Raw genomic sequence first — 20,582 nt, forward strand, 5'->3', positions numbered from 1 at the left:
AGACCAAAATCAAGATCATTCAACGGTACGTACGACCCCGTGCCACCTCGCCGACAGCCTGCTCCACGCCTCAGATCAGCAGCAGGGACTTGCCCACCACGCTTCGGGCGGCCAGCGCGCGGTGCGCGTCCGCGGCCCGCTCCAGCGGGAACGTGGCCCCGATGACCGCGCGCCACCGGCCCTGGGCGACACGATCCAGCGCCTGCTCCAGGAGCACCCGTTCGACTTCCGGCGCCGGCCGGCCCTCGGACAGCGGCGTGAAGACGCGGATGCCCCGCCGGACCGCCGCGTCCACGTCGGGCGGGAGCAGACCGCCCGCGGTGCCGAACACGACCACGCGCCCGCCCGCCGCGGTCGCCTCCACCGCGGCCGCGCCCGGCGCGCCGCCGGCCCCGTCGTAGGTCAGCGTCGCGCCACCCCCGATCGTGGCGCGTACCGTGTCGGCCCAGTCCGGCCGCGTGTAGTCGACCGTGACCTCCGCGCCCAGCTCGCGCGCGAGGGCCCGCTTCCGCTCGGTGGAGGCGGCCGCGACGACGCGCGCGCCGGCCTCGACCGCGAGCTGCGTCAGCAGCGATCCGGCGCCGCCGGCCGCGGCCAGGATCAGCACCCACTCGCCCTTCTGCGGCGCGCCGAGCGCGTGGAAGCGCAGCGCGGTCACGCCGTCGTGCATCATCGCGGCGGCCTGGTCGAGCGCGACCTCGTCCGGAACCGGCACGATCCGGTCGACGCCGGCCGCGATCCGCTCCGCGTAGCCGAGGTCCGCGCGCACCACCACGCGCCGGCCCACCCAGCCCGGGTCCACGCCGTCGCCGGTCTCCAGCACGGTGCCGGCGCCGCCGAAGCCCGGAACGTACGGCAGCGCGCGCGGGAAGAACGCCTGCCCGTCGCCGCTGCGCAGCATGGTGTCCAGGAACAGCACGTCGGCCGCGTGCAGGCCGACCACCACCTGTCCCGGTGCCGCCGCCGGATCGGGCAGCCGCACCGGCAGCAACTCCTCCGGACCCCCGAACGCGCCCACCTGTACCGCCCGCACCCCGCACCCCTTTCGGCCCGCTCCCGGGTGAAAGCGTCCAACCTGAACCGGGGTTGAGGTCAAGCGTCGATGAGCGCCTTCGCCAGCGCGTTCCGGGCGGCCTCGTCGTCGATGGTCGCGGTGCCGTCGCCGCCCTGCTCGCCGTACGCGCCGAACTGCGCGTGGCTCATGCCGTCGATCTGCACGAACGTCGCGTCCGGGGGCAGCAGGTGCGCCTTCTCCCCGATGTCCCGCGGCGTGCTGAGCGCGTCCGCCGAGCCGCCCACGCTGAGCACCGGGAGCGCGGTGCCGGAGATGTCGTCGTCGCAGTACGACCCGAGCAGCACCAGCCCCGCGATCCGCTCCGGCGTCTCCGCCGCGTACGCGCAGGCACGCACGCCGCCGAGCGAGTGGCCGCCGACCCGCCAGGTGCTGATCTCCGGTGCGAGCGCGGTGAGGGCGGCCAGCGCGCGCGTCTCCAGGATCGCGAACCGCACCGGCGGGCGCACGATGACCACGGTGGTGCCGGCGTCGACCAGCGGCGCGAGCGTCCACGCGTAGGCCTCCGCCTCGACCCGGGCGCCCGGGATGAACAGCAGCCCCTCCCCGGTCGAGGCCGCGGCCGGCCGCATCACGATCCCGTCCCCGGCGTCCTCGACCTGGCGCTCCACCTCCGCGAACCGCGCCGCGTCCGCCCGCAGCGGCACCGCCAGCCACACCCCGGCGGCGGCCACCGCGGCGACGGCCACCGCGGCGAGCCCGCCGGCCACCCACCGCCACCAGCGGATCTTCCTGGCGCCGGCCGCATCGGTCCCGGGTGCGTGGTCCGGCCCGATGCCGGCGTCGTCCGTCGCGTCGGCCTCGGGTGACCGGTCGGTGTCCATGAACAACTCGCTCTCCAGGCGGCGGGGTGCCCGAGCAGCCTAGGGCATGTCTGGCGGATCTTCGCCGGCCTGCGGCGTGGCCCAGGCGCCGCCTGGCCGCACGTCGCGAAAGCCCACATACAACACCGGTATGCGGACTTCCGCGCCGCACACCCAGACGACACCTGGACCTCGCCTCGGCTCGACGACATCCACCAGACACGCCCTAGCCGGGGGAGATCACCTCACTCGCGGACGTCGGCGGGCCCGGCCGTGGTCGGCAGTCCGGCCGTGATCCACGCCTCCACGCCGCCCGCCAGGTCCGTGGCCCGGTGCAGGCCGATCGCGCGCAGGCTGGCCGCCGCCAGGCTGGAGCTGTACCCCTGCCGGCACACCACCACGACCGGCACGTCGTAGCCGGTCGCCTCCGGGATGCGACTGCCGGACGCGGGGTCGAGCCGCCACTCCAGCACGGTGCGGTCGATCACGATCGCCCCCGGCAGCTCTCCCTGCCGTGCCCGCTGCCGGTCCGTGCGCGTGTCGACCAGCAGCGCCCCGTCGGCCACCGCCGCCCAGGTCTCGCGCGGATCGAGCCGTCGCATCCCGTCCCGCGCCCGTTCCAGCAGCGCGTCCACCCCACCAACCGCCGTCGTCATGTCCCGATCATGCCCGCTTCGCCGCCATCCGGCCGGATTGCCGCGATGCATACGTGGCCGCCCGTGACAGCGGCGACGTGCGCATGGCCGCCGTCACCACATCCCTGAAGGCGACATAAGGCGAAATGTCGGGCGCGCGGCGCCCTGTCGTGTGCCTCCCGCCGCCGCGGAACCGGCTCCGACGCGGCGTCGGAGCGGCGGCGGAGCCGCCGCGAGGTTTGCCCGCGGGAGCATGCGGACCGCCACCACGCCGGAAGCGGGAATATGAGGCCCGTGTCGTTCCCGGACCGGCTGAGTGCCTGCGGCGGCAGGCGGGCCGCGACCATGCTGGGAGCGGATATGCAGCTCCGGGCCGGCGGGCACGCGGGGAGCGGTACGAGGGTCCGGGGCCGCCCGCGGGAGCGTGCGGGCCGCCGTGGGTGATCTTGTGGAGGGGTGGAATTGGGGGGTGGAGGGGGCGGGCCAGTACAGTTCGCGGACGTGAGTGGAGCGGGGCTGGATCCGGAGCGGCTGGCGGTGTGCCTGGAGGTGATCGCCGAGGCCGAGGCGCTGCCGCCGGAGCATCCGGACGCGGTCGCGGTGCGGCGGGCGACGGCGGGGCTGTTCAAGACGGTGAAGCTGCAGCGGCGCAAGGAGCGGCGCGAGGCGGTGCTGGAGGCGGACCGGGCGGTGACGGCGGCGACCGCGACCGGGGCGCCGGGGCGGATCGACGACGAGACCGCGGGACTGCCGTTGCAGAGCCGGGTGCGGGGGCGGACCGCGGGGGTGCTGCGGCAGCCGCGCGGCTGTTACGTGTGCAAGCAGCGGTATACGCAGGTGGACGCGTGGTATCACCAGCTCTGCCCGAGTTGCGCGGAGATCAACCACAGCCGCCGGGACGCGCGGACCGACCTGACCGGGCGGCGGGCGCTGCTCACCGGCGGGCGCGCCAAGATCGGCATGTACATCGCGCTGCGGCTGCTGCGGGACGGCGCGCACACCACGATCACCACGCGGTTCCCGCACGACGCGGTGCGGCGCTTCGCGGCCATGCCGGACAGCGGCGACTGGCTGCACCGGCTGCGCGTGGTCGGCATCGACCTGCGTGATCCCGCCCAGGTGGTCGCGCTGGCCGATTCGGTCGCGGCCCGCGGGCCGCTGGACATCCTGATCAACAACGCGGCCCAGACGGTACGGCGCCCGGCCGGCAGCTACGCGGCGATCGTGGCGGCGGAGTCGGAGCCGCTGCCCGCGGGCCCGCTGCCGGAGCTGGAGTTCCTCGGCGGCCGGTCCGCGGCGGGCGAGCTGACCGGCGGCGTGCCGACGGTGAGCGCGCACAACGTGACCACGCTGGCGCTGACCGCCGGGTCCACGCTGATCGACGCGGGCGGGCTGGTGCCGGACACCGCGCCGACGAACAGCTGGAGCGACCGGGTGCACGAGGTGCCGCCGATGGAGCTGCTCGAGGTGCAGCTGTGCAACGTCACGGCGCCGTTCATCCTGGTCAGCCGGCTGCGGAAGGCGATGACCGCGTCGCCGCACCCGCGCCGGTACGTGGTGAACGTGTCCGCGATGGAGGGCGTGTTCACGCGCGGCTACAAGGGCGCCGGCCACCCGCACACGAACATGGCCAAGGCCTCGCTGAACATGCTCACCCGCACCAGCGCGGACGACCTGTTCGCCGACGGCATCCTGATGACGAGCGTGGACACCGGCTGGATCACGGACGAGCGCCCGCACCCGACGAAGATGCGCCTGCACGAGGAGGGCTTCCACGCGCCGCTCGACCTGGTGGACGGCGCGGCCCGCGTATACGACCCGATCGTGCGCGGCGAGCGCGGCGAGGACGTGTACGGGTGCTTCCTGAAGGATTACGCACCGGCTGCCTGGTAGCTCGTACCCGCCGGAGGCGTACGGTCTGGGGGAGAGCCTCGTTGATGCGGTGAGGACGGGCAGGGGGTGATGGCGATGGTGGAGACGCTGCGACCGGGTGACCATGTGTGCTGGACGGTCGGCACCGACGACGAGCAGTTGGACGTGACCGCGCGGTTCATCGCCGACGGCCTCGCCCGCCGCCACCGGATCGTGTACTTCACGCACAGCCTCCTGCCGCTGGCCGTGTCCGCCGGCCTGACCGCGCGCGGCGTGCCGGTCGCGCGCGCCGTCGCCGACGGCCAGTTGCGGATCACGCCGTCGTCCGGCGGCTACCTGGCGACCGGCCGGTTCGACGCGTCCGCGATGCCCGGCGCGTGGGCGGCCGAGCAGGACGCGGCGCGCGCGGCCGGCTGGTCCGGGCTGCGCGCGATCGGCGACATGGCGTGGGCGGCGTCGCGGCTGCCCGGCGCGGAGGATCTCGCGGCGTACGAGGCCCGGGTGAACCGGGTCTTCGCCGAGGGGTACGCGATGGCGCTGTGCCTGTACGACCGGCGCCTGTTCACGGCCGCGGAGCTCAACCCGATCATGTCGGCGCACCCGTGCGCGAAGGGCGCGGCCGACGAGCGCGGCTGGCGCCCGGCGCTGCGCATGCGGGTCACGGCCACGCCGCCGCGGCTGACGTTGCGCGGCGAGATCGACGCCTCGAACCGGGACGCGGTCGCCGCCATGCTGGAGACGCTGGCCGCCGAGTCCGCCACCGTGGAGGTCGACCTGGCCGGCGCGGCCGTGTTCGACGTCTCCACGGTCACCCGGCTGGTGCGCGGCGCGGGCACCTTCCGCCTGGTGGGTCAGTCGCCACAGGTCGACCGCCTGATCGGCCTGGTCGGCGGTGGCGCGCGGTGACGGTGTCCGCCCCCGGACTGTGCCACGAGGCCCTGTTCTACGACAGCGACGACGCGTACCGCGACGCGCTGCTGCCGTTCCTCCGCGACGGGCTCGCGGCCGGTGACGCGCTGGTCGCCGCGGTCCGCCGGGAGAACATCGCGCTGCTGCGCGACGCGCTCGGCCCGGACGCGCCGCACGTCACCTTCATCGACCGGGACGAGTGGTACCGGCGGCCCGCCGTCACGATCGCGGGCTGGTGGACGCTGCTGGCGCGGGCCCGGGCCGCCGGGCACACCGGCGCCCGGATCGTCGGCGAGGTCGCGTTCGGCGGGCTGGAGCGGCACCGGACCTGGACGCGGTACGAGTCGGCGGTCAACGCGGTGTTCGCGGACGCGCCCGCGTGGATCGTCTGCCCGTACGACACGCGCGCGCTGCCCGGCCGGGTCCTCGCGGACGCGCACCGCACCCACCCGGTGATCCGCGACCCGGGACGGCGGGACAGCGCCGGCTATCGCGCGCCCGGCTCGCTGCTGCGCGAGCTGCCCGAGGAACTGCCGCCGGTCTCCGGCCCGCCGCTGGCCGACCGGCCGCTGCACGACGTCACCGACCTCGCCGCGGTGCGCGAGACGGTCCGCGCGATCGCGGCGGGCTGGCCGGCCGAGGCGCTGGAGGACCTGCTGCTGGTCACCACGGAGATCGCGGTCAACGGCCTGCGCCACGGCCGCGGCGAGCGCCGGCTGCGCGTCTGGCGGTCCGGCGACACGGTCGTCTGCGAGGCGGCCGACGACGGGCCCGGCCCGGCGGACCCGCTGGTCGGCTACGGCGCGCCGGCCGAGGGCAGCCAGGGCGGCCGGGGCCTGTGGATCGTCCGGCAGCTCTGCGACGAGGTGGCGATCGCCGCCGAGCCGGCCCGCACCCGCGTGCGGGTCGCGATGACCGCGGCGCCGGGCGTCACGACCGGGTGATCGCGGCCACCACCGCGTCCGGGTCGTCGGCCGGGATCTGGTGCCCCGCGCCGTCCGCCACCCGCAGTTCGCCGCGCGGCGAGAGGCCGGCCAGGCGCTGCTGCGCGGCGATCCAGGCGTCGGTGGCGTTCTCACCGCGGCGGAGCACGGTGAGCGGCAGCCCGGCGAACACGTCCGGCCGGGCGACCGCGTCCCGGGCCTGCCGCTCCACGGTCTCCAGCGCCAGGCCCTCCTTCGCCATCGACACGTCCGCCCAGGAGCCCGCGCCGAGCGCGGGCAGCAGCCCGAAGGCCGGGTCCACGCCGTCGACCAGCACCACCCCGGCGACGCGGTCCCGGTGGGCCGCCGTGTAGATCAGCACCGGGTAGCTGCCGAACGAGTGCCCGGCCAGCACCACCGGCGCGCCCGCCTCCGCCACCACTGCGTCCAGTTCGGCCGCGAGCGCGGTGCCGTCGCGGCCGGACGCGCGCGGCGCCGGGCTGTCCCCGGCGCCGGGCCGGTCGTAGCGGCAGACCCGCCGGTCGTCCGGGAGCAGGTCCAGCACCTCGGACCAGGACGCGGAGCCGGCCCGGTCGCCGATGCCGTGCACCAGCACCACCGCGGGCGTGACCGTGCCGCGGCACTCCACCCGCTGCCGCTCGCCCGCCGCCTCCGTCACCGTCCCCCAGTCGGATTCGTTTCCGCAGGCCGTGAGCGTCAGCACGCACGCCGCCAGGCACGCCGCGATGGTCCGGGTCACGGTTCTCCTCCATTCGAGTGGATCACCACGCCCACAGCCTGGCAGCGGCCGCGCACGTCCACATCGGGGTTCCCACCCACCGGCCCCGGAACACCCGCCGAGCCGGGTCATGGCAGGCTTGCCCGGGTGACCGTTGATGTCGATCTTGCGCTGGTGGGTGGCGGGGGTGCCGCGTCGCTCGTGCTGGCCGCGCTCGGCCGGGCCGGGGTGGGTGGCCTGCGGGTGGCGGTGGTCGACCCGGTGCACAAGCGCGGGCAGGACCGGACGTGGGCGTTCTGGGGCCGGCCCGGCACGTTCCTGGACCCGCTGCTCAGCGCGAGCTGGGACGAGGTGGACGTGGTCACGCCCGCCCGCCGCCGGGTGCTGAGCCTCGACCCGCTGCGGTACGCGATGCTGCGCTCCGCCCCGCTCTACGACCTCGCGGCCGGCGCGGAGAAGCGGCTGGACGCCACGCGGCTCACCGCGCCGGCGGGCGCGCTCGCCGACGACGGCGCGCGGGTCACGGTCGCCGGCCCGGACGGTACGCCGCTGGTGCGCGCCGCGTGGGTGCTCGACTCCCGCCCGCGCCGCCCGGACCGGCCCGGCGTGACGAGCTGGCTGCAGCACTTCCGCGGCTGGTGGCTGGAGGCGGACCGGCCCACCTTCGACCCGGGCCGCGCGGTGCTGATGGATTTCCGCACGCCGCAGCCGGCCCGGGGGATCTCGTTCGGCTACGTGCTGCCGGTCAGCGACCGGTTCGCGCTGGTCGAGTACACCGAGTTCTCGCCCGCGCGGCTGGACGGCGACGCCTACGACGCGGCGCTGCGCGACTACGCGGCGCTGCTCGGCCTCGATCTGGCCGCGCTGCGCGTGCGCGAGGTCGAGGACGGCGTGATCCCGATGACGGACGGCCCGTTCACGCCGCGGCCGTCCGCGCGCGTGGTCCGGCTCGGCACCGCGGGCGGCGCGACCCGGCCGTCGACCGGCTACACGTTCTCCGCGATGGCCCGGCAGGCCGACGAGATCGCCCGGGCGCTCGCGGCCGGCCGCCCGCCGGTGCCGGCGCCGGCGTACCCGGGCCGGCACCTGTGGATGGACGCGGTGCAGCTGCGCGCGCTGGACCGCGGCCTGGTCGACGGCGTCGCGTTCTTCGACCGCCTCTTCGACCGCAACCCGGCCGACCGGGTGCTGCGTTTCCTGGACGGCGCCACCACGTGGCGGGAGGACCTGACGCTGATGGCCTCCAGCCCGCTGCTGCCGATGACCCGGGCGGCGGCCGAGGTGGTCAATGAGAATCGTTCGGCGCGGCGGAGACCATCGCACTGACGATCGGGCGCCGAACAACCCTCATTGCTTCGCGTTGGCCGCGTTCCGGATCACGCTGAGCCGCAGTTCCAGCTCGTCGGAGACCATCGACGCCAGATGTTGCAGCGCCTTGAGCTGACGCGGCGTGGCCGTCCGCGGCCGGCTGTCGATCACGTTGACCGTGCCCAGCCGGTAGCCGTCGTGGGTGCGGATCGGCGCGGCCGCGTAGAAGCGCAGGCCCAGCTCGCCCCGGACCAGCGGATGCTCCAGCGTGCGCGGGTCCACGGCCGCGTCGGTGACCACATAGGTGTCGTCCTGCGCGATGACCGAGGCGCACAGCCCCGGCTCCCGGCCCACCTGGCGCACGCCGGTGAGCCCCTGGCAGGCGGCGAGCCAGACCCGGTCCTGCTCCACCAGCGACACCGTGGCGATCGGCGTGTCGAAGATCGTCCCGGCGAGGAACGCGATCCGGTCGTACGCGTCCTCCACCGGCTGGTCCACCAGCACGTAGCGCCGCACCGCCGCCAGCCTGCGCCGCTCCGCCGCCTCCGCGGTGTCCAGGTATTCGTAGCTGTTCCCGCCCGTCACGACTGTCCCTTCCAGATCATCCCCCGTCCAGCGATCGTGCGAGTGTAGTGACGCCGCCACCCCGCCCCGCAACGCTTGAGCCCCGAATGCGACACACCCCGGCGCGCGGGAGTGAATCATTCACGCGATCTACCGATTGGTGACGACCACGTTGTCGAAGCCGGCGGGGGTGTTGAAGACGCGGAGGCCGGAGCGGCCGGAGGAGAAGGTGGCATCGGTGACGGTGAGCTTCGGGGTGGTCAGGTCGTCGACGTAGACGCGCAGCGTGCTGCCGGTGGCCTCGACCCGCAGGTGGTGCGGGCGGCCAGCGGTGATCGTCGCGGGCGCGGTGGCGAGCGGGGTCCAGCCGTTGTCGGCGCGGCCGAGCAGCACCTGCCCGCGCGCGGTGATGCCGGCGTAGTAACCGCGGTAGGCGTCCACGCCGGTCGCGGGCGACGTGGCGCGGAAGACCAGGCCCGCATCGCCGGAGGCGGAGCCGGGATCGAGCGTGACGTCGACGTCGTAGACCGCGTCGGTGTGGTTGTCGTCCAGCAGGGACTTGCCGCCGTACGAGTGGGTGGCCCGGTACTGCCCGCCGGTCGCGGTCCAGCCGCCGCCGTAGGTGCGCCAGCCGAGCGCGTTGCCGTCCGCGAAGTTGTCCTTGACCAGCATGGTGACCCGGCGGATGGTGCCGTCCGCGTTGAAGTGCATCCGGTCGTACGCCAGCTCGCGCGAGTTGCCGTCGGTCTCGCTGAGCGGGCGGCGGTGGTAGACGATGTACCAGGTGTCGGTGCCCGGAATGTTGATCACCGAGTTGTGGCCGGCGCCGCGCGCCACCGCGGGGTCCTGCGCGAGCACCCTGTCCAGCCGGGTGAACGGGCCGGTGGGGGAGTCGGACCGGGCGTAGGCCACCGAGTAGTTCGGGCCGGTCCAGCCACCCTCGGACCACATCAGGTAGTAGACGCCGTCGCGCTTGAACATCTGCGGGCCCTCGACGTACCCGCTGGGGGTGATCTCCTTGAACGTGCTGCCGTCGGGGAAGGTGCCCAGGCTGACCATGTCGGCGTTCAGCTTGGCGACGTTGGCGTGACCCCAGCCGCCGTAGTAGATGTAGGCCTGGCCGTCGTCGTCGATGAAGACGTCCTGGTCGATCGGCTGCGCGCCGTTGACGAACCGGTCGATGAGCGGCCGGCCGATCGCGTCCGTGTACGGGCCCTCCGGCCGGTCCGCGACGGCCACCCCGATGCCGCCCAGCTCCGCATCGCTCTGGATGTCGTTGGCGGCGAAGTAGAGGTAGTGCCGGCCGTCGCGCTCGATCGGCGCGGGCGCCCACACGGCCCGTCGCGCCCAGGAGACGTTCGCGGTGGTGAGCACGTTCGGGTGTTTCGTCCAGGTGACCAGGTCGGTGGAGGAGAACGCGTCGAGATAGGTCTGCTGGTCGTACGGCCGGGAGGACGTCGGGAACACGTAGTAGCGGCCCTGGTGGATCGCCACGTCCGGGTCGGCGTACCAGCCGCCGACGAACGGGTTCCCCGCCTCGGCGGTGGTGTGGTCCGGTGGCGCGGCCGCGGCGGGTGAGCCCGCCACGGTGGCGGCCAGCACGACGGCGACGGCGGTTACCCTCTTCGCGAAACCTCCGAGTATCGACATTGGACGATGCTGTCCCGTTCGCCCGCCGCCGTCAAGGGTGGCTCAGACGACCAGCCGCCGCTGCCAGGCCCAGATCGCGATCTCGGTACGGTTCCGCGCGGCCAGCTTCTCCTGCACGCTCGCCAGGTGCGACTTCACGGTCGACAGCGAGATGCGCAGGTCGGCGGCGATCTCCGCGTTGGTGCTGCCGCGGGCCACCGCGAGCACCACGTCCAGCTCGCGGCCGGTCAGCGGCAGGTCGGCGCGCTCCGCGGCGCGCTCGGTGATGTGCCGCAGCAGCCGTACGGTCACCGACGGCGAGACCAGCGCCTCGCCCTTGGCCGCGGCGCGCACCGCCTCGGCCAGCCACCCGGGCCCCACGTCCTTGAGCAGGAAGCCGCAGGCCCCGGCTTGCAGCGCGGCGTAGATGCTTTCGTCGACGTCGTAGGTGGTCACCACCACCACCTTGAGCGGGTCGGTCACCCCCGGGCCGGCCAGGAGCTCGGTGGCGCGCACGCCGTCCAGCTTGGGCATGCGCAGGTCCATCAGCGTCACGTCCGGGCGCAGCGCGCGGGCCAGCCGCACCGCGGCCTCCCCGTCGGCGGCCTCGCTGATCACCTCGATGTCCGGCTCGGCGTCGAGGATGAGCCGGAACGCGGCGCGGATCAGGCTCTGATCGTCGGCCACCAGGACCCGAATCGGCATCGGTCTCCCCTCGTCGGTGCCGCGGCCCGCCTCGACCCACCGGTTGCCTGCGGTTCCTCGTCCGAAAGTACTACCTTTCGGCAATCCGCCGTGACGCGGAGGCGCTCGCGATGGTGATATCGATGCCACCAGATCCCTGCCACGAAAGGACTACCGTGCGTAGATCCACCGCGGGCGCCGCGATCATGCTCACCACGGCGCTGGTGATCACCGGGAGCGGTGTTCCGGCCAGCGCCGCGGTCGACCCGTTCGCCGCGTTCGCCGACCAGGAGGTGACCTGGGGGCCGTGCGCGTTCACCCCGGAGCCGGATGCGCGGCCCGCCGAGTGCGCGGTCATCACGGTGGCCCGCGACTGGGCCACGCCCGGCAACGGGCGCACCATCCAGGTCTCCATCAGCCGGGTCGCCGCGAGCGGTGAGAAGCTCGGCTCCCTGCTCATCAACCCGGGCGGCCCGGGTGGTCAGGGCACGTCGCTGCCCGGCGCGCTGGCCGCCGTCCAGCCCGGACTGCACGAGCGCTACGCGCTGATCGGGATGGACCCGCGCGGCACCGGGCAGGAGGGCGGCACCACGCCCGAGTTCGAGACCTGCGAGGTGCCGCTCGACCGGATCTCCCAGCGCACCGACCTGGACGCCCGGGACCGGTCGGCGGAGAGCATCGCCGAGCACCAGAAACTGCCGCGCGCGATGGCGGAGGCCTGCCAGAGCGAGGCGCTCGCGCCGTTCATCACCACCTGGCAGACCGCGCACGACATGGAGCTGATCCGGATCCTGCTCGGCGAGCCGCGGCTGGACTACCTCGGCTACTCGTACGGCACCTGGCTCGGTGCCAAGTACGCGTCGCTGTTCCCGGGCAGCGCCGGCAAGATGGTGCTGGACTCCAGCATGAACTTCCAGGGCCGCCTGCAGGCCACGTTCGAGGCCTGGCCGCCGATCAACCAGCGGCTCTTCGACGCCCAGTTCCTGCCGTGGATGACGCGGCAGTTCCCGGACGTGGTCGGCACCACGCCCGAGGAGGCCAAGGCCAACTGGGAGCGGGCCCGGGTCTGGTTCGCGGCCCAGGAGGTCAGCCCGAACGACTACGACCTCGCGTTCGCCGGCCTCGGCTCGCCGTTCGCCTGGATGCTGGCCGCGCTGGTGTTCACGATCGGCGTGACCGGCGCCAACGGTGGGGAGCCCACGCTGACCGACTCCCCTCTCGCGCCGATGCTGGACGCGCAGTCCCGGGAGCGGTTCGGCGTGCCGCTGGGCGAGCTGACGCCCGCGGTGGCCGCCAAGGCGCTCGCGGACGACCCGGAGGACTACGGGCTCGTGCCGACCACCCGGCTCGCGGTGGCCTGCGGTGACCAGCCGACCCGATCGGCCGCCTGGTACAAGCGGCTCAGCGACGAGCAGGGCCCGCGCTACCCGCTGCTGGGCTGGGAGTACGGCATCTACACCGAGCCGTGCGCGTTCTGGTCGGACGCGCCGCGCCAGCAGCTTCCGCAGCTGCCCGCGGAGGTCACCGGCCGGCTGCTGGTGGTGCAGAGCGAGTTCGACCCGCAGACCGGCTACGAGCAGGCCCGCGGCGCGGTCCGGGCCGCGCCCGGCGTCAGCATGGTGTCGGTGGACGACAGCCCGTTCCACGGTCAGTACGCGTTCGAGGGAAACCCGTGCGTGGACGGCATGGTGAACGTGTTCCTGCTGCACAACTCGCGTCCGGCCTCGGGCACCTGCCCGGGCCTGCCGCTGCCGGCCGAGACCGAGGTGTTCCCGGTGGACGGCCCGGTCCGCACGCCGGCCGCCGCGACGATGTCGGCCTCGTCGGTCGCGCCGCTGCCCGGGCTGCGCGCCGCGGTGCAGGACATGATCAGTGAGGTGAACACGCCGCCGGGCGTGGGCCGCTGACCTGACGCCGATCCGATGACGGGGTGCGCGGGCTCCGCGGAGCCCGCGCACCTCACGCGTCCGACGTGGCGGCGTGGCGGACCCGCTGCGCCCGCGGGTCCGGGACCGGGGCCGCGGCGAGCAGCCGCTGGGCGTACGGGCAGTGACGGCCGCAGCGCCAGCGCCCGCGCGATCACCACCCGCTGGCGCTGACCGCCGGACAGCTCGTGCGGGTACCGCTCGGCGAACGACGCGTCCAGCCGTACCGCCTCCAGCAGCTCGGCCACCCGGGTGCGCGCGCCGGTGCCGCGGGCGTGCAGCTCGACCGGCTCCGCGATGCTGTCGCCGACCGTGCGGCGCGGGTCCAGCGCGGCGGCCGGATCCTGGAAGACCACGCCGAGTCCGCGGCGGCCCGCCTCGATGCACCGGCTGCCTACGGTTCCTCCTCCGAAAGTACTACCTCTCATCAATCCGCCGTGACGCGGAGGCGCTCGCGATGGTGATATCGATGCCACCAGATCCCTGCCACGAAAGGACTACCGTGCGTAGATCCACCGCGGGCGCCGCGATCATGCTCACCACGGCGCTGGTGATCACCGGGAGCGGTGTTCCGGCCAGCGCCGCGGTCGACCCGTTCGCCGCGTTCGCCGACCAGGAGGTGACCTGGGGGCCGTGCGCGTTCACCCCGGAGCCGGATGCGCGGCCCGCCGAGTGCGCGGTCATCACGGTGGCCCGCGACTGGGCCACGCCCGGCAACGGGCGCACCATCCAGGTCTCCATCAGCCGGATCGCCCCGAGCGGTGAGAAACTCGGCTCCCTACTGATCAATCCGGGCGGCCCCGGCGTCCAGGCGACGTCGATGCCCAGCGCGCTGGCCGCGGCGCAGCCCGGACTGCACGAGCGGTACGCGCTGATCGGGATGGACCCGCGCGGCACCGGGCAGCAGGGCGGCAACTCGCCCGAGGCGGAGACCTGCGCGGTACCGCTCGACCGACTCTCCCAGCGCCTCGACCTCGATGCCCGGGACCGGTCGGCGGAGAGCATCGCCGAGCACCAGAAGGCACCCCGCGCGATCGCGGAGGCCTGCCAGAGCGTGGCGCTCGCCCCGTTCATCACCACCTGGCAGACCGCGCACGACATGGAGCTGATCCGGATCCTGCTCGGCGAGCCGCGGCTGGACTACCTCGGCTACTCCTACGGCACCTGGCTCGGTGCCAAGTACGCGTCGCTGTTCCCGGGCAGCGCTGGCAAGATGGTGCTGGACTCCAACGTGAACTTCCAGGGCCGGTATCAGGCCGCGTTCGAGTCGTGGCCGCCGATCAACCAGCGGCTCTTGGACGACCAATTCCTGCCGTGGATGGCCCGGCAGTTCCCGGACGTCGTCGGCGCCACGCCGGCGGAGGCCAAGGCCAGCCGGGAGCGGGGCCGTGCCTGGTTCGCCGCCCAGGGCGAGAGCCCGGACGTCTACGACCGCGTGTTCGTCGGCATGGGCTCGTCGCAGGCCTGGGTGGTGGCCGCGCTGGTGTTCGTGCTGAGCGTGTCCGGCGCGGACCAGGAGGAGCCCACGCTGGTCGATTCCGCTCTCGCACCGGCGCTGGACGCGCGGTCCCGGGAGCGTTTCGGCCTGCCGCTGGCCGAACTGACGCCCGCCGCGGTCGCCGAGGCGCTCGCCGACGACCCCGAGGATTACCTGCACGCGCCGGTCACCCGTTTCGCGGTGGCCTGCGGTGACCAGCCGACCCGCTCGGCCGCGTGGTACAAGCGGCTCAGCGACGAGCAGGGCCCGCGGTACCCGCTGTTCGGCTGGCTGTACGGCATCGGCCTCGAGCCGTGCGCGTTCTGGTCGGACGCGCCGCGCCAGGAGCTGCCGCAGCTGCCCGCGGAGGTCACCGGCCGGGTGCTGATGGTGCAGAGCGAGTTCGACCCGCAGACCGGGTACGAGCAGGCCCGCGCCGCTGCCCAGGCCGCGCCCGGAGTGAGCATGATCTCGGTGGACGACAGCCCGTTCCACGGGCAGTACGCCTTCGAGGGCAACCCGTGCGTGGACGGCATGGTGAACGTGTTCCTGCTGCGCAACTCGCGTCCCGGCTCGGCCACCTGCCCCGGCCTCCCGCTGCCTGAGGAGACCGAGGTGTTCCCGGTGGACGGCCCGGTCCGCACTCGCGCGGCCGCGACGATGTCCGAGTCGTCCGTCGCGCCGCTGGCCGAGCTGCGCGCCGAGGTGCAGAACATGATCAGTGAGGGCAACACGCCGCTGGGTCTGGCGGACTGACCTCACCGTCGATGGTGAGGTGCGCGGGCTCCGCGGAGCCCGCGCACCTCACGCGTCCGACGTGGCGGCGTGCCGGGCGCGCTGCGCCCGCGGGTCCGGCACCGGGGCCGCGGCGAGCAGCCGCCGCGTGTACGGGTGGGACGGCGCGGTCAGCACCTCGCCGGTCGGGCCCTCCTCCACGATCCGGCCGCGGTGCATCACGGCCACCCGGTGCGCGATCGCGCGGACCACGGCCAGGTCGTGGCTGATGAACAGGCAGGCGAAGCCGTACTCCCGCTGCAACTCGGCCAGCAGCGACAGCACCTCGGCCTGGATGGACACGTCCAGCGCGCTGGTCGGCTCGTCCGCGATCAGCAGCGACGGCCGCAGCGCCAGCGCCCGCGCGATCACGACCCGCTGGCGCTGACCGCCGGACAGCTCGTGCGGGTACCGCTCGGCGAACGACGCGTCCAGCCGTACCGCCTCCAGCAGCTCGGCCACCCGGGTGCGCGCGTCGGTGCCGCGGGCGTGCAGCTCGACCGGCTCCGCGATGCTGTCGCCGACCGTGCGGCGCGGGTCCAGCGCGGCGGCCGGGTCCTGGAAGACCACGCCGACCCGGGCCCGCACGGACCGCAGCGCCCCGCGCCGCGCCGTGCCGATCTCCAGGCCGTCGACCGTGACCGTGCCGGAGGTGATCGGGGCCAGCCCGACCAGCGCGCGGCCGATCGTGGACTTGCCGGAGCCGGACTCGCCGACCAGCCCGGTCACGGTGCCGGCCGGGAGGTCCAGGGACACGCCGTCGACCGCGCGCACCCGCCGGTCGTACACCACGGACAGGTCGCGGATGGACACCGCGGTCCCGGCCGCGTCCGGCGCCGCGGGGAACTCGCCGGTCAGCGACGGGACCGCGGCCAGCAGCGCGCGCGTGTAGTCGTGCGACGGCGCGCCGAACAGCGACTCGACCGGCGCGGACTCCACCACCGAGCCGGCGCGCATCACCACCACGTCGTCCGCGAGGTCGGCGACCACGCCCATGTCGTGCGTGATCAGCAGGATCGCCGTGCCGTGCGTGTCGCGCAGCCGGCGGAGCAGCGCGAGGATGCCGGCCTGCACGGTCACGTCCAGCGCGGTGGTCGGCTCGTCCGCGATCAGCACCTCGGGTTCGCAGCTGATCGCCATCGCGATCATCGCGCGCTGGAGCTGGCCGCCGGAGAGCTGGTGCGGGTACGACGCGGCCACCCGCTCCGGCGCGTCCAGCCCGGCCTCGGCCAGCAGCGACAGCACGCGGTCCCGCAGCGCCGCGCGCCCCGGCCGGCGGTGGACCGACACGGCCTCCGCGATCTGCGCGCCGATGGTGTGCACCGGGTTCCACGCGCTCATCGGCTCCTGGAAGATCGTGCCGATCCGGGCGCCGCGGACCGCGCGCAGCGCCGCCGGTGACGCGCCGACCAGTTCCTCCCCGCCGAGCCGGATGTGCCCGGACACGGCGGCGGACGGCGGCAGCAGGCCGAGCGCGGCCATCGCGGTCACCGACTTGCCCGACCCCGACTCGCCGACCAGCGCGAGAATCCGCCCGCGGCGCAACGCGAACGTCACGCCGCGGGCGGCCCGCACCTGGCCGAAGGCGACGGAGACCCCGTCGAACTCCAGCACGTCGCTCACTGCTTCAGCGACGCCTTCAGGTAGTTCGGGTACGCCGGGAACTCGCCGATGTAGAAGTTCTCCACGTTGGACCCGCGCAGGAACGAGTTCTTCGTGTAGATCAGCGGTACCACCGGCACGTCCTGGAGGATGCGCCGGTCCGCCTGCGCCCACAGCGCCTGCGACTTGGCCGGGTCGACCTCCGCGGTGGCCTGTGCGATGAGCTGGTCCACCTCGGGCACCGAGTACCGGGAGAGGTTGAACCCGCCGCCACCGATCTCGCTGGAGGCGAACAGCGGCTGGATGTTGCCGTTCGCGGACGGGAAGTCCGGCTGCCAGGAGGTGAGCGTCAGGTCCCAGTCGTCGCGCTCGCCGCTGGTGACGTGCTCGAACCAGGACTCGTACTCCTCGGTGCGGATGGTGACCTCGATGCCGGCCCGCGCGAAGCCCTGCTGCAGCGCCTGCGCCTGGCTGCTCCACTGCCCGTCGCTGCGGGCCAGCAGCGTCAGCTTCGGCGCGGTCTGCCCGGCCTCGGTCAGCAGCGCCTTGGCCTTCTCGACGTCGCCGGACGGGTCCGCCGGGAAGAGGTCGTACTCCACCCGGCCGGGGATGCCCGGCGTGATCAGCGTGGTGGCCAGCCCGCCGCCGATCTCGCCGCCGGACGCGACCTGGTAGGCGCGCTTGTCCGCGGCGTAGGCGAGCGCCTGGCGTACCCGCACGTCGGTGATCTTCTTGGTGTTGATCGCCAGGTAGGCGAGCGCGCCCGGCGACGAGGTGACGATCCGGTCCTTGACCGCGGGGTTCGCCTGCGCCTGCGCGAGCTGGGCCGGCGGCACGAAGTTGGCGCCGAAGGCGAAGCGGTCGTCGCCGGAGTCCGCGACCAGCCGCTGCGCCGCGACCGTGGTGTCCTGCCCGAGCTGGAAGATGATCTTGTCAGGACCGGCGGTACGCACCGGGTCCGTCTCCTGCTTCCACGCCGGGTTGCGCTCCAGCACCGCCTCGGACCCGGCCGTGTAGGAGGTGATCTGGTACGGCCCGGACGCGACCGGGCTCCGGCCGTACTCCGCCGGGTTGTCCTTGGCCTGCGGCACCGGCGCGAACGCGGGCATGGACGCGATCCACGGCCAGTCGCCGTAGGCGTTCTTCAGCGTGAACGTGATCGTCCTGTCGTCCGGCGTGGCGATCGAGTCCAGCGACTGCCCGTCGTACGGTCCCTCGTAGGTGTCCCCGCCGGCCAGCAACGCCTTGTGGTAACCGAGACCGCCGCCGAGCTCCGGCGCGAACGAGCGCTCCAGGCCGTACTTGATGTCCTTCGTGGTGATCGGCGAGCCGTCCGGGTAGGTCAGCCCGTCCTTCAGCGTGAACGTCCAGGTCTTGCCGCCGTCCGTGGTGGTGCCGGTGTCGGTGGCCAGGTCCGCCACCACCGCGGGCGGCTTGCCCGGCGAGATGTCCCAGGTGGTGAGCCGGCGCAGCACCAGGCCGCCGGAGGTGATCGCCAGCGTCTGGCTCTTGGCCGGGTCCAGGTTGAACTCCGACGCCGAGGACAGGATGCGCAGCGTGCCACCCTTCTGTGCGGCCGTCGTCGCCTCCGCCGAGGGGGAGGGGTTGGCGTTGCACGCGGTCAGCCCCAGGATCACTGCGGCGGCCGCGGCAACGGCTAGGCGGGCTCTCATCTCATTCCTCTCTACACATGGGTGACACGTGGGTCGAGCAGGCCGTGCGCGACGTCCACGGCGGCGTTCGCGGCCACGATCACCGCGGCGGCGAAGAGTGTGACGCCGATGATCACCGGCAGGTCGGCGTTGCCGTACGCGTCGATCAGCAGCGAGCCGAGCCCGGGCAGGCTGAACACGCGCTCGGTCAGCACCGCGCCGCCGAGCAGGCTGCCGAGGTCGAGCCCGAAGTAGGTGACGATCGGCACCAGCGTGTTGCGCAGCCCGTGCCGGCGCAGCACCGCGCCCTCGCGCAGTCCCTTGGCCCGGGCGGTGCGCACGAAGTCCTCGCTCAGCACCTCCAGCAGCTGGGTGCGGGTGAGCCGCGCGTAGACGGCCGCGGAGATCAGCGCGAGCACCAGCCACGGCAGGATCAGGTGCCAGGCCCACCGCACCGGGTCCTCGGTCAGCGGCACGTACCCGGAGACCGGCACCATGTTCAGCGTGAACCCGAAGATCAGCAGCCCGATCAGCCCGACCAGGTAGGCGGGCGCGGACACGGCGGCCACGGACAGCGTCATCGCGGCCCGGTCCAGCAGCGAGCCGCGCCGGACCGCGGAGATCGTGCCGGCCGCCACGCCGAGCAGCAGCCAGAGCACGGCCGCGCCGATCGCCACCGAGAACGTGACCGGCGCGCGCTCCGCGATCAGCTCGGTGACCGGCTCGCCCAGCCGGAACGAGTAGCCGAAGCACGGTGCCGCGCACTCCACCGCGGCGGCCCCGGAGCCGAACGTGCGCCCGGTGGCGATCCCGCCGAGGAACGACAGGTACTGCGCGAGCAGCGGCTCGTCGTAGCCCATGAACGCGCGGGCGTCCGCGAGCCGGTCGGGCGTGCACGGGCGGCCGCAGGACATCAGCGCGGGATCGGACGGCGCCGCGATCAGCAGCGTGTACGTGAGCAGGCTGACCACGAACAGCACGCCGAGCATGCCGCCGAGCCGCCGCAGGATGAAGATCATCGGTGCAGCTCCCGCAGCTTCGGGTCGAGCGCGTCCCGCAGCCCGTCGCCGAGCAGGTTGAACGAGAGCGTGGCGGCGAACAGCGCGCCGCCCGGGAAGATCAGGTACATCGGGTCCAGCTGCACCCAGGAGATCGCGTCGCCGATCGAGCGGCCCCACGACGGCGTGGGCGGCGGCACGCCGACGCCGAGGAACGACAGCGCCGCCTCCGCGCCGATCATCGACGGGACCAGCATGGTGCCGAAGACCAGCACCGTGGGCACCAGGTTCGGCAGCACGTGCCGCCACAGCACCTGGTGCGGCCGGGCGCCGAGCGCGACCGCGGCGACGACGAACGTGCGGTGCCGCAGCGCGATCGTCTGCGCGCGGACCACCCGCGCGATCGGCGGCCAGCCGAAGAAGCCGATGACCAGGACGACCAGCAACAGCCGGGGGACCCGCGGCGGCGCCACCGCGCTGAGCGCGATCATGAAGATCAGGGCCGGAAACCCGAACACCACGTCGGTGGTACGGCTGGCGAGCGCGTCCCACCAGCCGCCGGCGAAGCCCGCGGTGGCGCCGAGCGCGACCCCGATCACCACCGCGACCACGGTGGCGGCCACGCCGACCAGCAGCGACGTGCGCGCGCCGTGCAGCACGATCGCGAACAGGTCGCGGCCGGTCATCGGCTCCACGCCGAACCAGTGCTCACCGCCGATCCCGCCGCCGGCGCCGAGCGGCACGCCGCCGTCGGAGAGCGCGTCCAGGTCGTAGGTGTAGGGGTCGTACCCGGAGAGCCGGGTGAGCAACGGCGCGGCCAGCGCGGCCACGATCATCGCCAGCGCGATCACGCCACCGGCCACGGCCCAGTGGTCCCGCCGCAGCCGCCGCCACACGTGCCCGCGCTGCGCGGCCGGTGGTGCGGAGAACGCGATCTCCGACACGGATGTCCCTCCGTCACTCCAATTAGCGGCTAATCCTATGTGCTTAGGGGGAGATGTCCAGCGATCCGGCGC

Annotated in this window: 17 protein-coding genes and 1 pseudogene; 6 read left to right on the forward strand and 12 right to left on the reverse strand. The window is 73.9% G+C overall.

What is annotated here, in order from left to right:
- Positions 1-70 precede the first annotated feature (70 nt).
- From J2S41_RS09860 to J2S41_RS09870, 3 genes are all read right to left on the reverse strand, one after another.
- Entirely contained in the window at positions 71-1,033 is a 963-nt protein-coding gene (locus tag J2S41_RS09860; protein ID WP_310365848.1) for a zinc-binding dehydrogenase, read from the reverse strand.
- Between the two features lie 59 nt (positions 1,034-1,092).
- Entirely contained in the window at positions 1,093-1,896 is an 804-nt protein-coding gene (locus J2S41_RS09865) for an alpha/beta hydrolase (RefSeq protein ID WP_310365850.1), read from the reverse strand.
- A gap of 224 nt (positions 1,897-2,120) precedes the next feature.
- On the reverse strand, positions 2,121-2,531 hold the full coding sequence (locus J2S41_RS09870; protein ID WP_310365852.1) for a rhodanese-like domain-containing protein: 411 nt from the start codon (positions 2,529-2,531) through the stop codon (positions 2,121-2,123).
- A 480-nt stretch (positions 2,532-3,011) separates the two neighbouring features.
- Between J2S41_RS09870 and J2S41_RS09875 the strand changes: the two genes are divergently transcribed.
- From J2S41_RS09875 to J2S41_RS09885, 3 genes are all read left to right on the forward strand, one after another.
- Positions 3,012-4,403, forward strand: coding sequence for an SDR family NAD(P)-dependent oxidoreductase (locus tag J2S41_RS09875; RefSeq protein WP_310365854.1), 1,392 nt, complete (start codon positions 3,012-3,014; stop codon positions 4,401-4,403).
- 75 nt (positions 4,404-4,478) lie between these two features.
- On the forward strand, positions 4,479-5,288 hold the full coding sequence (locus J2S41_RS09880; RefSeq protein WP_310365855.1) for an MEDS and STAS domain-containing protein: 810 nt from the start codon (positions 4,479-4,481) through the stop codon (positions 5,286-5,288).
- Positions 5,285-6,235, forward strand: a complete 951-nt coding sequence (locus tag J2S41_RS09885) for an anti-sigma factor RsbA family regulatory protein (protein WP_310365858.1) — start codon at positions 5,285-5,287, stop codon at positions 6,233-6,235. Before J2S41_RS09880 ends, J2S41_RS09885 begins: the two co-directional genes overlap by 4 nt.
- Here the strand turns inward: J2S41_RS09885 and J2S41_RS09890 are convergent.
- Entirely contained in the window at positions 6,222-6,974 is a 753-nt protein-coding gene (locus J2S41_RS09890) for an alpha/beta fold hydrolase (RefSeq protein WP_310365861.1), read from the reverse strand. The two genes, J2S41_RS09885 and J2S41_RS09890, sit on opposite strands and share 14 nt — an antisense overlap.
- 126 nt (positions 6,975-7,100) lie before the next feature.
- Here J2S41_RS09890 and J2S41_RS09895 point away from each other — a divergent pair, with 126 nt between their 5' ends.
- Positions 7,101-8,279, forward strand: a complete 1,179-nt coding sequence (locus J2S41_RS09895) for a lycopene cyclase family protein (protein ID WP_310365863.1) — start codon at positions 7,101-7,103, stop codon at positions 8,277-8,279.
- Between the two features lie 21 nt (positions 8,280-8,300).
- Here J2S41_RS09895 and J2S41_RS09900 read toward each other — a convergent pair whose 3' ends face one another.
- The 3 genes from J2S41_RS09900 to J2S41_RS09910 form a co-directional block, all read right to left on the reverse strand.
- The gene (locus J2S41_RS09900; protein WP_310365865.1) at positions 8,301-8,846 is read right to left on the reverse strand and encodes a GAF domain-containing protein; all 546 of its coding nucleotides are present in this window, start codon (positions 8,844-8,846) and stop codon (positions 8,301-8,303) included.
- Positions 8,847-8,975: 129 nt separating this feature from the next.
- Entirely contained in the window at positions 8,976-10,475 is a 1,500-nt protein-coding gene (locus J2S41_RS09905) for a glycoside hydrolase family 43 protein (protein WP_310365866.1), read from the reverse strand.
- 42 nt (positions 10,476-10,517) lie between these two features.
- A complete protein-coding gene (locus tag J2S41_RS09910; RefSeq protein WP_310365869.1) occupies positions 10,518-11,159 on the reverse strand; it encodes a response regulator in 642 nt (213 codons plus the stop codon).
- 155 nt (positions 11,160-11,314) lie between these two features.
- On the opposite strand from J2S41_RS09910, the gene J2S41_RS09915 reads away from it, so the two are divergent.
- On the forward strand, positions 11,315-13,045 hold the full coding sequence (locus J2S41_RS09915; RefSeq protein ID WP_310365872.1) for an alpha/beta fold hydrolase: 1,731 nt from the start codon (positions 11,315-11,317) through the stop codon (positions 13,043-13,045).
- Positions 13,046-13,179: 134 nt separating this feature from the next.
- On the opposite strand, the pseudogene J2S41_RS09920 reads toward J2S41_RS09915, so the two are convergent.
- Positions 13,180-13,452 (reverse strand): annotated as a pseudogene (locus J2S41_RS09920) (ATP-binding cassette domain-containing protein); the annotation flags it as partial.
- A 113-nt stretch (positions 13,453-13,565) separates the two neighbouring features.
- On the opposite strand from J2S41_RS09920, the gene J2S41_RS09925 reads away from it, so the two are divergent.
- Positions 13,566-15,296: an alpha/beta fold hydrolase gene (locus J2S41_RS09925; RefSeq protein WP_310365875.1), complete on the forward strand. Its 1,731-nt coding sequence runs from the start codon at positions 13,566-13,568 to the stop codon at positions 15,294-15,296.
- A 48-nt stretch (positions 15,297-15,344) separates the two neighbouring features.
- Here J2S41_RS09925 and J2S41_RS09930 read toward each other — a convergent pair whose 3' ends face one another.
- From J2S41_RS09930 to J2S41_RS09945, 4 genes are read right to left on the reverse strand one after another with little or no spacing between them, the layout of a single operon-like run.
- Positions 15,345-16,937, reverse strand: a complete 1,593-nt coding sequence (locus J2S41_RS09930; RefSeq protein WP_310365878.1) for an ABC transporter ATP-binding protein — start codon at positions 16,935-16,937, stop codon at positions 15,345-15,347.
- The gene (locus tag J2S41_RS09935; RefSeq protein WP_310365882.1) at positions 16,934-18,589 is read right to left on the reverse strand and encodes an ABC transporter substrate-binding protein; all 1,656 of its coding nucleotides are present in this window, start codon (positions 18,587-18,589) and stop codon (positions 16,934-16,936) included. The genes J2S41_RS09930 and J2S41_RS09935 overlap by 4 nt, the downstream gene beginning before the upstream one ends.
- Positions 18,590-18,600: 11 nt before the next feature.
- A complete protein-coding gene (locus J2S41_RS09940) occupies positions 18,601-19,587 on the reverse strand; it encodes an ABC transporter permease (RefSeq protein WP_310365884.1) in 987 nt (328 codons plus the stop codon).
- Positions 19,584-20,510 (reverse strand): ABC transporter permease, encoded by a 927-nt coding sequence (locus J2S41_RS09945; RefSeq protein ID WP_310365887.1) that lies wholly within the window; start codon positions 20,508-20,510, stop codon positions 19,584-19,586. Before J2S41_RS09945 ends, J2S41_RS09940 begins: the two co-directional genes overlap by 4 nt.
- Positions 20,511-20,582: the final 72 nt, after the last annotated feature.

Origin of the sequence: Catenuloplanes atrovinosus, from assembly GCF_031458235.1 — a bacterium.
Taxonomy (GTDB): Bacteria; Actinomycetota; Actinomycetes; order Mycobacteriales; family Micromonosporaceae; genus Catenuloplanes; species Catenuloplanes atrovinosus.